This is a genomic window from Pseudomonas sp. R84 (genome assembly GCF_009834515.1).
Taxonomy (GTDB): domain Bacteria; phylum Pseudomonadota; class Gammaproteobacteria; order Pseudomonadales; family Pseudomonadaceae; genus Aquipseudomonas.
Map to the genome: position 1 here is coordinate 774,818 of NZ_CP019426.1, position 15,320 is coordinate 790,137.

The 15,320-nt window shown below is 59.2% G+C and carries 12 protein-coding genes; 4 read left to right on the forward strand and 8 right to left on the reverse strand.

What is annotated here, in order from left to right; genetic code table 11:
• Window positions 1-44: 44 nt before the first annotated feature.
• From PspR84_RS03370 to gcbA, 8 genes are all read right to left on the reverse strand, one after another.
• Window positions 45-1,328: a DUF3426 domain-containing protein gene (locus tag PspR84_RS03370; protein WP_160055466.1), complete on the reverse strand. Its 1,284-nt coding sequence runs from the start codon at window positions 1,326-1,328 to the stop codon at window positions 45-47.
• A gap of 30 nt (window positions 1,329-1,358) precedes the next feature.
• Window positions 1,359-2,237 (reverse strand): 50S ribosomal protein L11 methyltransferase, encoded by an 879-nt coding sequence (gene prmA, locus PspR84_RS03375; RefSeq protein WP_038360553.1) that lies wholly within the window; start codon window positions 2,235-2,237, stop codon window positions 1,359-1,361.
• Window positions 2,238-2,362: 125 nt separating this feature from the next.
• On the reverse strand, window positions 2,363-3,928 hold the full coding sequence (locus tag PspR84_RS03380) for a Fic family protein (RefSeq protein WP_160055468.1): 1,566 nt from the start codon (window positions 3,926-3,928) through the stop codon (window positions 2,363-2,365).
• A gap of 159 nt (window positions 3,929-4,087) precedes the next feature.
• On the reverse strand, window positions 4,088-5,446 hold the full coding sequence (accC, locus tag PspR84_RS03385; protein WP_007914602.1) for an acetyl-CoA carboxylase biotin carboxylase subunit: 1,359 nt from the start codon (window positions 5,444-5,446) through the stop codon (window positions 4,088-4,090).
• 17 nt (window positions 5,447-5,463) lie between these two features.
• Window positions 5,464-5,925 carry an acetyl-CoA carboxylase biotin carboxyl carrier protein gene (accB, locus tag PspR84_RS03390; RefSeq protein WP_160055470.1) on the reverse strand — a complete coding sequence of 154 codons (462 nt, stop codon included), beginning with the start codon at window positions 5,923-5,925 and terminating at the stop codon, window positions 5,464-5,466.
• Window positions 5,926-5,973: 48 nt separating this feature from the next.
• Entirely contained in the window at window positions 5,974-6,426 is a 453-nt protein-coding gene (gene aroQ / locus PspR84_RS03395; RefSeq protein WP_007914604.1) for a type II 3-dehydroquinate dehydratase, read from the reverse strand.
• A gap of 241 nt (window positions 6,427-6,667) precedes the next feature.
• Window positions 6,668-8,614: a methyl-accepting chemotaxis protein gene (locus PspR84_RS03400; RefSeq protein WP_160055472.1), complete on the reverse strand. Its 1,947-nt coding sequence runs from the start codon at window positions 8,612-8,614 to the stop codon at window positions 6,668-6,670.
• Window positions 8,615-8,665: 51 nt separating this feature from the next.
• Entirely contained in the window at window positions 8,666-10,336 is a 1,671-nt protein-coding gene (gene gcbA / locus PspR84_RS03405) for a diguanylate cyclase GcbA (protein ID WP_160055474.1), read from the reverse strand.
• A gap of 435 nt (window positions 10,337-10,771) precedes the next feature.
• On the opposite strand from gcbA, the gene PspR84_RS03410 reads away from it, so the two are divergent.
• The 4 genes from PspR84_RS03410 (at window position 10,772) to speA (ending at window position 15,093) form a co-directional block, all read left to right on the forward strand.
• Window positions 10,772-11,839: a DUF2333 family protein gene (locus tag PspR84_RS03410; RefSeq protein ID WP_160055476.1), complete on the forward strand. Its 1,068-nt coding sequence runs from the start codon at window positions 10,772-10,774 to the stop codon at window positions 11,837-11,839.
• 3 nt (window positions 11,840-11,842) lie between these two features.
• Window positions 11,843-12,400, forward strand: a complete 558-nt coding sequence (locus tag PspR84_RS03415) for an NUDIX hydrolase (protein WP_160055478.1) — start codon at window positions 11,843-11,845, stop codon at window positions 12,398-12,400.
• A gap of 188 nt (window positions 12,401-12,588) precedes the next feature.
• A complete protein-coding gene (locus PspR84_RS03420) occupies window positions 12,589-12,960 on the forward strand; it encodes a translation initiation factor Sui1 (protein ID WP_160055480.1) in 372 nt (123 codons plus the stop codon).
• A 219-nt stretch (window positions 12,961-13,179) separates the two neighbouring features.
• The gene (gene speA, locus PspR84_RS03425; RefSeq protein ID WP_034151560.1) at window positions 13,180-15,093 is read left to right on the forward strand and encodes an arginine decarboxylase; all 1,914 of its coding nucleotides are present in this window, start codon (window positions 13,180-13,182) and stop codon (window positions 15,091-15,093) included.
• The last annotated feature ends 227 nt before the right edge of the window (window positions 15,094-15,320 follow it).

The window sequence follows — 15,320 nt, forward strand, 5'->3', positions numbered from 1 at the left end:
GCAAAGTCAGAAAACCGCCGTCAATTCGAAAGCGACGCAGGCATTCACTCGGGCGAGTGGAAACTCAGGCTGTAATTCACCGCTTTGGGGCCTGGATCGAGAATATCCAGCGCGATGTGGATCGGCGTCTGCGGCGGCATTTCCGCCAGACCTTCGAGGTCTCCTCTCAGGTATTCGCCGGGTTTGAAGCGACGACTGGCGATCAGGTGACCGTTGAGGTCGGCGAAGCGCAGTTCCAGTAATGGAAACGGCTGAGAGAACGTTGCACGGTTGTAAATGATCGCATCGACCACCAGCGCGCCGTTGAACTCCGGGTGGCTGCGCACCACCAGATTGCTGCTCTTGATTCGGGCGATATCGACTTTGGACGGCACCGTGCAGCCGATCTGCGGGCAGATTTGCTGAAACCACGGGCGGTATTGATCCTGGCGCGCCAGTTCATCGAAGTGATAAGAGATGTACTGCGCAGCCAGCCCACCTGCCGCCAGCAAGACCAACACCAGCCAAAGCAAGCGACGACCCCACGGCGAGCGGCGTTTCTGCCAGTCCAGTTGCAGCGGGTCGTCGGTCAGGTCCTGCAGGACTTCGGCGCGTACGCCGGGTTCTGCGCGCTCGCGTTTTTTGCGCAGCGGCTCAATCGATGGCAAATCATCTTCATCGGGTTTGTCATTGGCCGACAAGCGTTCGCGGCGGGCATTTGGGTCGATCGGGTCGTGCAGGCGCAGATGCGGGATTGTCGGTTCGTCATCCAGATCCACCGGTTCCAGCGACAGCGAAGGCTCGGTGCGCTCGGATTTGACCGGTTCAATGTCGTCGATCTGCGGCTCGTCTTCCGGCTCAGGCAGCCGCTCGTCGGCAGGCTCGCTGAACAGACTGCCCGGCCATGCCGCGTCATCCGGCTCCGGGCTGTCGCGACGGGCACTCAGGGAGTCTTCGCGCGCGCGTCCGAGTTCGGTGGCGGGCTGGATTTCCCGTTGTTCGAGACGGGCCAGTTCTTCATCCAGATCGAGGCTGTCGAGATCAAGCGCCGAGGCGCTCCACTGCTTTTGGCTGATGGCGCGCGGTGCCGCAGGCTCCATGGCTGGTGGCTCGACAACTGGCGGCGCTGCAATGCTCGACGCCGCCTCGACAGGCAGTTCGGCGAGCGGCGGCGCAACCGGCGTCACCGCGTCCTTGCCTGCATGTTGTTCCAGCAGCTGTTTGGCGGCGTTGAACACTTGCAGGCAGGAGCCGCAGCGAACCACCCCGCGGGCCACGCTCAATTGAGCATGGCTGACACGAAAACTGGTTTGGCAGTGCGGGCACTGGGTGACGAAACTGTCGGTCATGCGGCGATCCGGTTTATGCAGGCGGACATATTAGCGCCGACGGCCGGTGATGCGCACCCAGCCATCGCGATTGGCGATCGGGTCGAGATCAAAGTCCTGGGCATAAGCGGCAGCGACTTCATCACCTTGTTCGGCAAGGATGCCCGACAGCGCCAGACGCCCACCGGACCTGACTAGCCCGGACAGTTGCGGCGCCAGCGAAACCAGCGGGCCGGCAAGAATGTTGGCGACCAGCACGTCGGCTTGAACCTGCGGCAGATCTTCCGGCAGGTACAGCGGGAACAGTTCGTCGGCAATGTTGTTGCGCCCGGCGTTGTCGCGCGAGGCTTCCAGCGCCTGCACATCGATGTCGGTGCCGACCGCTTCCTTGGCGCCGAGCAGCAGGGCGGCAATCGCCAGGATCCCCGAGCCGCAACCGAAATCCAGCACGTTGCAATCTTTCAGGTCCTGACCGTCGAGCCATTCCAGGCACAGTGCGGTAGTCGGGTGGGTGCCGGTGCCGAACGCCAGACCCGGATCCAGCAGCAGATTGACTGCGTCGGGCTCCGGCGCGGCGTGCCAGCTCGGCACGATCCACAGGCGCTGGCCGAAACGCATCGGCTCGAAACCGTCCATCCAGCTGCGTTCCCAGTCCTGATCTTCGATGACTTCGCTGTGATGCTCGGGCAGCGGGCTGCCGGTCAGCAGTTCCAGATGGGCCAGAACCGGTGCTGGTTCCGTGCCGCCTTCGAACAGCGCCAACAGATGCGTGTGCGCCCACAGCGGGGTGGTGTTGAGTTCCGGCTCGAAGATCGGCTGATCTTCGGCGTCCATGAAGGTCACCGATACGGCGCCCACTTCAAGGAAAGCGTCTTCGTAGGTTTCGGCTTGTTCCGGGCTGATGGCGAGACGTACTTGCAGCCAAGGCATGGCGGGCACCTTTGAAAAATATTGATTGCAGCCTAGCGGCCGGCGAGAAGCGCGCAAGTTTACGCGAGCGCGGCGCAGAACACGAACATGGTTGAAGATCAAAAGATCGCAGCCTTCGGCAGCTCCTACAGGGGATTTATGTCGTTTCTGAATTGTTCATTGACGTTGAGCCATTGCTGGCCTTTGGTCGTCAGGCGATAGCGTTGTAGTCGGCTGTTTGGCTGTTCGGGAACCGTCATCTCCAAGGCATCAGCAGCGAGGGCCGGCAGAATGTATGCCTTGCGGAAGTGGTCGGCATTTTTCAAATGCATGGCGTCTTGCAGTTCTCGTCTGCTCATTTCACCGGAAACCACTTTCAGTAATGCAGCGACTTCCATGGTGACTTCCATGGTGACTTCCATGGTGGAGTGTCCAGCCGCGCTTTTTGCTTTGATTGTCTGCGGGTGGGCAGGCAGTCGAACAACGTAGGAAATGCGCTCGTCATCGGTTTCAAAGAGTGGAGGAGGTGAGCCGTTATTGGTCATGACCTTAAGTATTTTGGGTATTCCCGTCGACCGGCCCTCGGTCAAATCCAGCTCTTTGAGAAACTCGCCGATTCGCCGGTTACGATAACGACGACTTACCGCTCGCCCCAGCCGCAGGTCTTCCATTCGTATCGAACGGTCTGGCCCCGGAAAGCTCAGAATCACTAGCTCTGTCTGACTGATGCGCACCTCAATAGGCTCCCGTTCCTCATATGAACGGTGGTAAACCGCATTGACCAGTGCTTCCTCAATCGCCGTGAACGGGAAATTCCATACGCGAGTGGCCTCTGCTCGGTCTGCATGCTTGATGACCGTTTCATGCAGAAAGTTGCGCTGAATATAGGCCAAGGCTTCGCGAGTGATTGAGGCGAGTGGGCCTTTGAAGACCTTTTCATCAAAGCGATCACCGTCGCTTCCTTCCGGGAACCATAGGACATCGATTTGTGTGCCGGGAAAAAAGTGATGGGGCGAGTCATTGAAAAACATCAGTCCTACATTTTTTGGCCACGGTGATTCCGTTGGGCCGCCCACAATGTTCATTTGCCGGCCGAGTGCTTCAGTGGATACATCATCTGCGTCCTCGGCGAGGGCGCTGCCAATCTCCTGCAGAAAGCCTTGCATCAACGGTTTGGAAAGATCAGTGACGCGAGCGCCAAGGTTGAAGCGATCATCAAACGGGACTTTGGCGGCAAGGCTCAAGAGCTCGTGTTCGATTTCACCTTTTGCTTCGACGGTGCTGCTGTAGCGACGGATGTAATAGTGCAGGCTTCGATGTTTGGCGGTTACTGCGGCGGGGGCTTTGTAGGGGCGGTTTTGTCCGCCTGGGGCCCACAGTACGATGAGCTTGCGGGACTCGACTTCTTCCACACTCAATACCGGGAAGTAGGCAGGTCGAATAGATTGGCATGCAGCTAACAGTTCGAGTTGAATCTTGTCGATGTCTTGATCGGCAATGCCTTGCGGAGGAAAGAACGGTACGCCGTGCTCATCACACTCCTGACCAATGACGATATAACCACCACCTAGGTTTTCGAAATCATTGGCGAATGCGCAGAGCGTGCGAATGATCGGGTCAGGATTCCAGCCTCTTTTGTACTCGATGCGCTCACTTTCGACCGTGCGCTGACGCAATAAATCGTTGAGATTGATGGGGAGTTTTTGAGGCATGGGCTGACTCTCCTTTCGTCAGCACGGTGCTGGCAAGGCCGCGATTATAGGCAGCCTGCACAGGCTACTGCCTGCCAGTAATGTTAAAAAATGACAGTATGAAACCCGCAGAAACAACAAAGCCGCCCGAAGGCGGCTTTGTCTGGTGCGGGCTGAAGCTTAGTGCTTCTCGCCAGCCAGCTTGTGCTCGAGGTAGTGAATGTTCACGCCACCCTTGCAGAAGCCTTCGTCACGAACCAGATCACGATGCAGCGGGATGTTGGTCTTGATCCCGTCCACCACGATTTCGTCCAGGGCATTGCGCATGCGAGCCATGGCTTCGTCGCGGGTCGCGCCGTAAGTGATCAGCTTGCCGATCAGCGAGTCGTAGTTCGGTGGAACCGCATAACCGCTGTACAGGTGCGAATCGACGCGAACGCCGTTGCCGCCTGGCGCGTGGAAATGCTTGACCGTACCCGGGCTCGGCATGAAGGTTTTCGGGTCTTCAGCGTTGATCCGGCATTCCAGCGAATGACCGCGGATTACCACGTCATCCTGCGTGAACGACAGCTTGTTGCCAGCGGCGATGCTGAGCATCTCCTTGACGATGTCGATACCGGTGACCATTTCCGAAACCGGGTGCTCCACCTGAACACGGGTGTTCATTTCGATGAAGTAGAAACGACCGTTCTCGTACAGGAACTCGAAAGTACCCGCGCCGCGGTAACCGATGTCGATGCACGCCTTGACGCAGCGAGCCAGCACTTCCTCGCGCGCTTTCTCGTCGATGCCCGGTGCTGGCGCTTCTTCGAGAACCTTCTGGTGACGACGTTGCAGCGAGCAATCGCGGTCGCCCAGATGGATCGCGTGACCCTGACCGTCGGACAGAACCTGAACTTCCACGTGGCGCGGGTTGGTGAGGAATTTTTCCAGATACACCATCGGGTTGCCGAACGCCGCGCCTGCTTCGGTGCGGGTCAGTTTGGCGAAGGCGATCAGGTCTTCTTCCTTGTGCACCACACGCATGCCGCGACCACCACCGCCGCCAGCGGCTTTGATGATCACCGGGTAGCCGACTTCACGACCGATGCGCAGCGCCGTTTCTTCGTCTTCCGGCAACGGGCCGTCAGAACCTGGAACGGTAGGTACGCCCGCTTCGATCATCGCGTGCTTGGCCGATACCTTGTCGCCCATCAGGCGAATGGTTTCGGCTTTCGGGCCGATGAAGGCGAAGCCGGAGTTCTCGACCTGCTCGGCAAAATCGGCGTTTTCCGCGAGGAAACCGTAGCCTGGGTGAATGGCGGTAGCGCCAGTCACTTCAGCTGCCGCGATGATGGCCGGGATGTGCAGGTAAGAGTGCGCGGCAGAAGCCGGGCCGATGCAGACGGATTCGTCTGCCAGACCCAGGTGCATCAGCTCTTTGTCGGCCTTGGAGTAAACGGCGACGGTCTTGATGCCCATCTCTTTGCAGGCACGCAGAATCCGCAGGGCGATCTCACCGCGGTTAGCGATCAGAACTTTTTCCAACTTCGCAGTCATCAAAGGCTCTCCGCAGTTCAAACGATGGTGAACAGCGGTTGGTCGTACTCAACCGGCTGGCCGTCTTCGACGAGGATGGACTCGATCACACCGCTGGTTTCAGCTTCGATGTGGTTCATCATCTTCATGGCTTCGACGATGCACAGAGTGTCGCCTTTCTTCACGGTCTGGCCGACTTCAACGAAGGACGGCGAGGTTGGCGAAGATTTACGGTAGAAGGTGCCGACCATCGGTGAACGGGCAACAGTGCCGTTCAGCGCTGGGGCAGCAGCGGCAGCCGGGGCTGCGGCAGCAACCGGAGCAGCAGCGGCAGGTGCAGCGGCCGGTGCTTGCATCGGAGCTGGCGCGTAGTACTGCTGAGCCGGGGTCTTGCTGTGACGGCTGATGCGTACGGACTCTTCGCCTTCCTTGATCTCGAGCTCGTCGATGCCGGACTCTTCCAGCAATTCGATCAATTTCTTAACTTTACGGATATCCATGAATCATCAACTCCCAAGGGTCGGTCAGGGGCGCTTAACGCTTGTAGTTCAAGTCGTTGCCTGTGTTTCAAGCTGTTCTAGTGCAGCCTCCAGGGCCAGTCGGTAACCGCTGGCGCCAAGGCCGCAGATCACTCCCACCGCTACATCGGAGAAGTAAGAGTGATGGCGGAAAGGTTCGCGTTTGTGCACGTTGGACAAATGCACTTCGATGAATGGGATGCTCACTCCCAGCAACGCGTCACGTAATGCGACGCTTGTGTGCGTAAAAGCTGCTGGATTGATCAGAATGAAATCGACACCTTCGCCGCGCGCGGCGTGGATGCGGTCGATCAATTCGTACTCGGCATTGCTTTGCAGATACAGCAGATGATGGCCGGCTTCACGGGCGCGGCGCTCCAGATCCTGATTGATCTGCGCCAGGGTCGTTGAACCGTAGGTGCCGGGTTCGCGGGTGCCGAGCAGGTTCAGGTTGGGGCCGTGCAGCACCAGTAGGGTTGCCATCTGCGTAGTCCTTGTTATCAATGAGCATTCGTCAGAACCCGGCGACTATGCCGCAAAGACTTTGTGACTGTCCAGTTCTATGCAATAGCCAGCACGATGGCCGATGTTTGCGCGAAATATGTGACCAAGTGATTTGATCCGGTCACTTGTGGTGTCTGGACTGACGCCTTCGCGAGCAGGCTCGCTCCCACAGGGGTATGCATTCCAATGTGGGAACGAGCCTGCTCGCGAAGGCGGTCTATCAGACGCGGAAGGCTTGAACGGCCGTATGCAATTGCCCGCCCAACACCAGCAGATTCTCACCCTGTTCGCGTCCGCGGCCGATACGCACCAGATTATCCCCGCCCAATTGATGAATCCGCTCACTGTGATCGCGAATCTCGCTGACCGCGCCACTCTGCTGCGCAGTGACATCGGCAATGCGAATCGCCGTGTCGGAAATGGTCTGGATCGCGCCGACGATTTTATCCAGCGCGCCATCCGCCGCTTGTGCCTGATTGGCCGTGGCTTCGGCGTGTTCGACTTGCGCGCGCATGCCTTCGACCGATTGCCGCGCCGCCGTTTGCAGGCCAGCGATCAGCGTCTGAATCTCGGCTGTCGCGCCTGCGGTGCGTTGTGCCAGTGAGCGCACTTCCTCGGCCACCACGGCAAACCCGCGACCCATTTCCCCGGCACGTGCCGCTTCAATCGCCGCGTTCAGCGCCAGCAGGTTGGTCTGGTCGGCAATCGAGCGAATCACCGTCAACACGCCGCCGATGGTTGCCGACTCTTCAGCCAGATGCTCGATCATTTGCGCGTTGCCCTGAACCTCACCAACCAGCGCGTGCAGCCCGGTCAGGCTCTGGCCAATCACGGTCTGGCCATGCTCGACGGCCAATCCAGCGTGACGGCTGGCATCTGCCGCCTGCTGCGCGTCGCCGGCAACTTGCTGAATGGTTGCCTCCAGTTCGCTGAGTGAGTCACGAATCAATGCGGTGTCACCGGCCTGATGCTCGGCGCCGCTGTGCAGGTCATTACTCAGTTCGGCGAGGGTGCGGCTGCTGCCCGCGACTTGTTCAGCATTGCCACGAATGGTGCCGACGAGGTCCACCAGATAGGCGCGCAAGCGGTTGAGCGAGGCTTCAATGTCGTGCAGTTCGCGGTTTGTCTTGCCCAAGTGGATATCGCGGCTGAAATCGCCTTCGGCCCAGCTCGACAGCGCCGGCGCGAGATTGGTCAGCGTACGGGCCAGTCGCCGCTGCAAGGTGTCGATCAACAGCGCGATCAGCAGAATCAAACCGATCATCACGCCTTGCATCAAGCGTACTTCGCCTTGGATTTGTCCGTGCTGCGCGCGAACCACCGGCTCCAGTCCTGCGATAGCTAGCTGCACCGCGGCGATTTTCTGGTGGGTGGCGGCACTGAGGTCAGTGCGTTTCTGAATCTGATCGCGGGTGCGCTCAAGCTCCGCCGGATAACGTCCGAGCAAGCCGTTAAGTTCGCGCTTGAGGCCGACGCCAGCATCTTCTTCGACAGTTTTTTCCGTGTTTTCGATGCCCATCATCGCCGCGAAATCGTCGCTGCCCGATTCACCCTTGGCCACAACGCCGAGCAAGGGCAGGGCATCAATCGCTTGGGCCTGCGAGCGGATGTTGCTGACCTCGCGTTCTACATCGGCGGCCAGTTCACTGCGCCCGCTACTGACCAGTTTGTCCCGCGCCAGCGACAGTTTGCCCAAATGCTGAGAGGCGACGAGCAACGGCGTCAGATAGGCCGCATTGCCGTTGGCGTAAGTGCTGAGCTGATCGAGGCTGGCACTCAATTCTCGCTCGGCCTGCAATAGCAACGCCTGCGGATCACCCGCCAGTTTTCCGGCCGCGAGCAAGTCGGTTTTGCTGAACTCATCCAGGCCCGAGAGGCTCGGACGCAGCGTTTCAGCCAGCGCCGGCGGCAACTCATCGAGTTCTTTGCGCAGGCTATCGATGGCCTGACTGGCGCTGCTCAGGCGCAAGGCGTCACCGCTGGCGAGGTAATCCTCGACGTTGCGCGCCACGTCATTCTGAAATTGCTGCGACAACCGCAAATACCGCTCCATCAACAGATACGGGCGTTCGAGGGCTTTTTGCGACCACCACAGGGTGGCGCCGAGTGCGAGGCACACGGCGACCAGCAGCAGCGTATTGAGATTGGTGAGCAACTTCAGGCGCATGACGGCTACCAACGGCAGAAATGGTAAGCGCCTGAATTTATTGCGGTTCTGTTACAGGGTTATGACCGAATCAGTGGAATCCGATGAAAAAGTGGCACTTTGCTTTGAGTCGCGTGCGGTCTGCACGCGATTGCGTCCGGCGCCCTTGGCGCGGTACAGCGCCTCATCGGCCTGGCTGGCCATCATCAGGCTGTCGCAGTCGTCGTGCATTTCCACTACACCGGCGCTGAAGGTGCACCACAAATCCTGCGGCTGCGCCGGGTAATGGATTTCGGCGAAGCGCTGGCGGATTTCGTCGAGCACTTTGTGCGCTGCTTCTATATCGGTGTCGGGCATGACGATGGCGAATTCTTCGCCGCCGTAACGGCCGATGAAGTCGGTCTTGCGTAAACGCTGCTTGAGAAACAGCGCGAGGCTCTTGATTACCCGGTCGCCCATCGGGTGGCCGTGACTGTCGTTGACCCGTTTGAAGTGGTCGATGTCGAGCATCGCAAAGCTCAATGGCTTGTTCTCGCGACGGGCGCGGAACGAGCAGTCTTCGAGCAGTTGCAGAATATGCGTGTGGTTATACAGGCCGGTGAGGCTGTCGCGGACCATCCGTGCTTTCAGATTGCGCGCGCGGGCGGCGCGGTTGCGCACCGTGGTGATCAGGTGACGCGGCTTGATCGGTTTGGTCAGGAAGTCATCGCCGCCCTCGCTCATGGCGTCGAGTTGCTTGTCCAGATCGTCTTCGGCCGACAGGTAAATGATTGGCACGCTGACATAGCGGTCGTTGTGGCGAATCACTTTGGCCAGTTCGGTACCGGTGCAGGCCGGCATGTACATGTCGAGGATGATCAGGTCCGGCTGGAAATCCGCCAGCTCGGCCATCGCCTGAATCGGTTCGATCAAGGTGCGCGTGACGATGCCGGCGCTATTGAGCAGGCGTTCGGTATGCAATGCCTGCGCACGCGAGTCGTCGATGATCAACACTTTATAAGGTTCGTACTGGGCAACGCAGGTGAGCACTTCGATCTTTTCCAGCAGACTCGACGCTTCGAGGGTGCCGGTGAGGAACTCCTGGCCACCGGCGCGCACGGCGGCGAGACGGGTCGGAGTGTCGGTTTCGTGCAGGCTGAAGAATAGCAGCGGCAGCGGCTCTTCCAGTCCGATCTGGGCTTCGGCGGCGAGCTTCAGGCCGATGCCGGCGCCGCTGAAGTCCACGTCCATGACGATCGCTGCTGGCAGACGCTCGACCATTGATGAGCGAAAGGCTGAAACACTGTCCAGCGCCTGCGCGCTCAGGCCGAAAAACTCCAGTTGCTTGGCCAGCCGCTCGGCGCGGTCGTAGTCCTGCAGCATCACGTAGATTGGTTTGCGCAACGGCGGCAGGAAGGTCTGGTCGAGTTGGTCACCATGGCGCAGGCCGGTACGCGACAAGCGCTGCATCAAGCGATTGAGGTCGGTGATCAAACCACTGCTCAGGCGTCCGCGATTGGCGTCCACCGCTTCCAGCGACTGACCGATGTGGCGCGCAAGCTGGGTGTGTTCCGGCTGTTCGAAACGCTCGGCAAAACGCAGCAGACGCAAATTGGCCTCGCTCAGTTCGGCGAGATCGACAGTGGACCACTCACTGCGTTGCAGGCGCTGCCATATCTCAAGAATCTGACGTGCCTGATGAATTACCCGCTGGGCAAAGTGGTGCTTGAGACGCTCACGGCTGGGGTCTTCTGGCTCGGTCATATCCTGACTACTAGTTAGGCTGCATGCTGAGATCGACTGGTGGCTCTATGCTAGCACCTCTTTTCCCTTAGACGAGTGTCGTACGTCAATAATCTGCAGTGCGTCACCATTCAGTTTCTGACCGGGCGGTTTTGTTTTTGACCTTGTCGTCGATCAAGCCCCCGTGGTATGGGCACTCCCTGATTGATCAAGGCGCTATGGATGAGTTGTCAATCGTACTTTCATCCGCGCGATGAATGAGCTTTGCAAGGGTTTTCAATACCCTGCAATTCAATTGGCTGAGGCACGAGCATCGGGGATTCCCTTAGTCGTCGTCGAAGCGTCATTCGCCCACATGATTTGCGGCTTATCGTTACGCGCGCGTGCCCGGCCTTGGCACGTTGTTGTATGGTTGTGGTCGAACCGTTGAACCCAAGTGATTGAAAGGATATCGCCATGCTGGACTGGAAAAACCGCGCGGGCAGCGCGCCTGAACGTGCCGCCGAGCCCAAGTCGGCCACCCGCAGCTATGTAGGCGGGGTGCTGTTCAGCCGCGCATTGGCGACGCTGATCGGCCTCTATCTGCTGGTGACCATTGGCCTGGGCTGGTACTGGAGCCAGGAGCCGGCGCTGTTTCCGGTCGCACAAAACGCGCAAGTGGCTGCCGAGAAAGAAGGCAAGCAGATGGTGATCGGCTACACCACGGTCGAAACCTTGAAGACTGTTGCCGGCACGCTGCTCAACAAACCGGGCGGTTACATTTCCAATGACCGCTTCCCGCCAGGCCTGTGGATGGACAACACGCCGAGCTGGGAATACGGCGTTCTGGTGCAGGTGCGTGACCTGACCCGGGCTCTGCGTAAAGACTTTGCCCGTTCGCAATCGCAGTCGGCCGAAGATGCCGATCTGGCCAAGGCCGAGCCGCGTTTCAACTTCGACAACAAGAGCTGGATTCTCCCTTCCAGCGAGTCCGAGTATCAGGAAGGCATAAACTCGCTGAGCCGTTATCAGGCGCGCCTGTCGGATCCGAGCCAGAAAAACGCACTGTTCTATGCGCGTGCTGACAACCTGAATAACTGGTTGGGCGATGTTGGCACCCGTCTGGGTTCGCTGTCGCAACGCCTATCGGCCAGTGTCGGTCGGGTCAAGCTGAACACCGCATTGAAAACTGAAACCCCGGCTGTGGGCGAAGTGCCGCAGGTCGATGAGGAAATCGTCGAGACTCCGTGGATGCAGATCGACAACGTATTCTACGAAGCACGTGGCCAGGCTTGGGCACTCTCGCACCTGTTGCGCGCCATCGAAGTCGACTTCGCCGATGTGCTGGCGAAGAAGAACGCCACGGTCAGCGTGCGTCAGATCATCCGTGAACTGGAAGCCTCGCAGGAACCGGTCTGGAGTCCTATGATTCTTAACGGCAGCGGCTTCGGCGTGCTGGCCAACCACTCGCTGGTCATGGCCAACTATATTTCCCGTGCCAACGCCGCTGTGATCGATTTGCGTCAACTGCTCAATCAGGGCTGATTCATGAGTCAGAACGCCAAAGAGGCGGCCCATCGCGCCGCCTCGGATGCCGAACAGATCGCCTGGGTCGACGAGCAGGACAACCTGCTCGGCGCTCTGGTGCGCGCCGATTTGCGCGAGCGCGGGCTGATCGGCCGTGGCACGTACATCATGCTGTTCAATTCCGCCGGTGATCTTTGCGTGCACCGGCGCACGTTGAGCAAGGCGATTTATCCCGGTTTCTGGGACGTCGCGGCAGGCGGCATGGTGCAGGCAGACGAGAGCTACGCCGAGTCGGCAGCCCGTGAGCTGGAAGAGGAATTGGGTGTCAGCGGCGTAGAGCTGACTGCCCATGACCATTTCTACTTCGAAGATACCGGCAACCGTCTTTGGTGTTCGGCGTTTTCCGCCGTGTGGGACGGCCCGCTTACATTGCAGCCTGAAGAAGTCCTCGAAGCACGCTTTATTCCGGTCGAGCAGGTCATGCGGGAAATCGAGCAGAAGCCTTATTGCCCGGACTCTCTGGCCGCGTTGAAGCGCTATCTGAAGGCGCAGCAAAGCGACGTCGCAAAGAACACATGAATTGGCGCCGATTGGCACTTAGCAAGTCGCTTTTTTGCCGTTACACTGCGCGACCTTTTCAAGCTGCACCGTCCTGCTTTTATTGAAGCATCCGGTGCAGTAGCGCTGCCCCTGCCTGAGTGGGGCTTCGCGGTCGCTGACCTTGCCCAAGGTTGCGATCAGTCTTTGTCCTCCCAAGAGGATTGCCGGTGGCCAAAAAAGCCGCATCCTTCGCCGCCTTAGGTGGCTTGGTATTTTCCACCGACGCAGGTCGTCATTGCCCGGAGTGCAGCAAGCCGGTGGACGCCTGTATCTGCAAACAAACCCTGATTCCGGCCGGAGATGGCATTGCCCGTGTGCGACGCGAGAGCAAAGGCCGTGGCGGCAAAACGGTGACCACCATCACCGGTGTGCCACTGGTCGAAGACGCGCTCAAGGAATTGGCGACAACGTTGAAGAAACGTTGCGGCACTGGCGGGGCGTTGAAAGACGGCATCATCGAAATCCAGGGCGATCATGTCGAGCTACTCTTGGCTGAGCTGATCAAGCACGGTTTCAAAGCGAAGAAGTCCGGCGGCTAGCAGCCTCTGTGAAATCCATCTGCGGCTTGATCCGGGTCTGAAACATCGCAGATCCGGTGTCGTCTCCATGGTTTTCACAGAGCCTGTTCATGACCGGTTTCTAAACTCCACGCAGTCAGCGCGGTCTACCGCCGCGCTGACGAATCGTCATTTTCATACTTTAGACTGCGCCGGCCTGCGATCAGGCGACGCACTATGACTTCTTTATAGGGGACTTCGATGTCCGTACGACGCACACGCAAAGACGATGGCAGCCAATGGACAGTTGCGGACAGCCGCAGTGTTTACGGGATTCGCCATTGGGGGGCCGGGTATTTCGCGATCAATGACGCCGGTCGCGTCGAAGTTCGTCCGAACGGCCCGAGCAGCTCGCCTATCGACCTGTTCGAGCAAGTCGACCAACTGCGCAAAAGCGGTTTGTCCTTGCCGTTGCTGGTTCGTTTTCCCGACATCCTGCAAGACCGTGTACGCCAGCTGACCGGTGCTTTCGATGCGAACATCGAGCGCCTGGAATACCAGAGCAAGTACACCGCGCTGTACCCGATCAAGGTCAACCAGCAAGAAGCGGTGATCGAGAACATCATCGCCACTCAGGACGTTTCCATTGGTCTGGAAGCCGGCTCCAAGCCTGAGCTGCTGGCCGTGCTGGCACTGGCGCCGAAGGGCGGCACCATCGTCTGCAACGGTTACAAGGACCGTGAGTTCATCCGTCTGGCGCTGATGGGCCAAAAGCTCGGCCACAATGTGTTCATCGTGATCGAGAAAGAATCCGAAGTTGGCCTGGTGATCGAAGAAGCCGCCTCGCTGAAGGTCAAGCCACAGGTCGGTCTGCGCGTGCGTCTGTCGTCGCTGGCGTCGTCGAAGTGGGCGGACACCGGTGGCGAGAAATCCAAGTTCGGTCTGTCGGCAGCACAACTGCTGTCGGTGGTCGAGCGCTTCCGCGCCGCCGGCCTGGATCAGGGCATTCGCCTGCTGCACTTCCACATGGGTTCGCAGATTGCCAACCTCGCTGACTATCAGCACGGCTTCAAGGAAGCGATCCGTTACTACGGCGAGCTGCGCAACCTCGGTCTGCCGGTTGATCACATCGACGTCGGTGGCGGTCTCGGTGTCGACTACGACGGCACCCACTCGCGCAACGCCAGCTCGATCAACTACGACATGGACGATTACGCCGGTGTCGTGGTCGGCATGCTCAAGGAATTCTGCGACGCGCAGGCCCTGCCGCATCCGCACATCTTCTCTGAGAGTGGCCGTTCGCTGACTGCGCACCACGCGATGCTGGTGGTGCAGGTGACCGACGTCGAGAAACACAACGACGAAATCCCGCAGATCGAAAACAAGGAATCGCTGCCGGAAACCGTGCAGTGGCTGGTTGACCTGCTCGGCCCGACCGACATCGAAATGGTCACCGAAACCTACTGGCGCGCCACGCACTACATGAGCGATGTGGCTGCGCAGTACGCCGACGGTAAACTGACCCTGGCCGAAAAAGCCCTGGCCGAGCAGTGCTACTTCGCTGTCTGCCGTCGCCTGCACAACTCGTTGAAAGCCCGTCAGCGTTCGCACCGCCAAGTGCTCGACGAACTCAACGACAAGCTGGCCGACAAGTACATCTGCAACTTCTCGGTGTTCCAGAGCCTGCCGGACACCTGGGCGATCGACCAGGTCCTGCCGATCATCCCGCTGCACCGTCTCGACGAAGAGCCGCTGCGTCGCGCGGTGCTGCAGGATCTGACCTGCGACTCCGACGGCAAGATCAACCAGTACGTCGACGAGCAGAGCATCGAAACCAGCCTGCCGGTGCACGGTTTGAATGAAGGCGAAGACTACCTGTTGGGCGTATTCCTGGTCGGCGCCTATCAGGAAATCCTCGGCGACATGCACAACCTGTTCGGTGACACCGACTCGGTGAACATCTACCAGAACGCCGATGGCAGCGTGTACCACGCGGGCATCGAGACCCACGACACCATCGAAGACATGCTGCGTTACGTGCACTTGTCGCCGGAAGAACTGATGACCCACTACCGCGACAAGTGCGCCAGTGCCCGTATCAGTGCCAGCGAGCGCACACAATTCCTCGATGCCTTGCGTCTGGGCCTGACCCGTTCCTCCTACCTGTCTTCCTGAGACCAGGTGGCGATTTCGCCGGGTTGTCCGAATTTTTTCTGAACGTGGTGGAAAATTCGTATAACCCGGTGGGATATCTCCCAAGATCTTCGCGAAATGCTTGGCATTCCCGGCTAGCAAAGTCATACGGTCTGCTTTTCGCGTAGGTCATTTCCTAAGTTGTACTTCAGCTCTCTACTCGGCCATGGCTCTCGGCGAGAATCCCCGACCGCCCCTCCTGTAGAGAT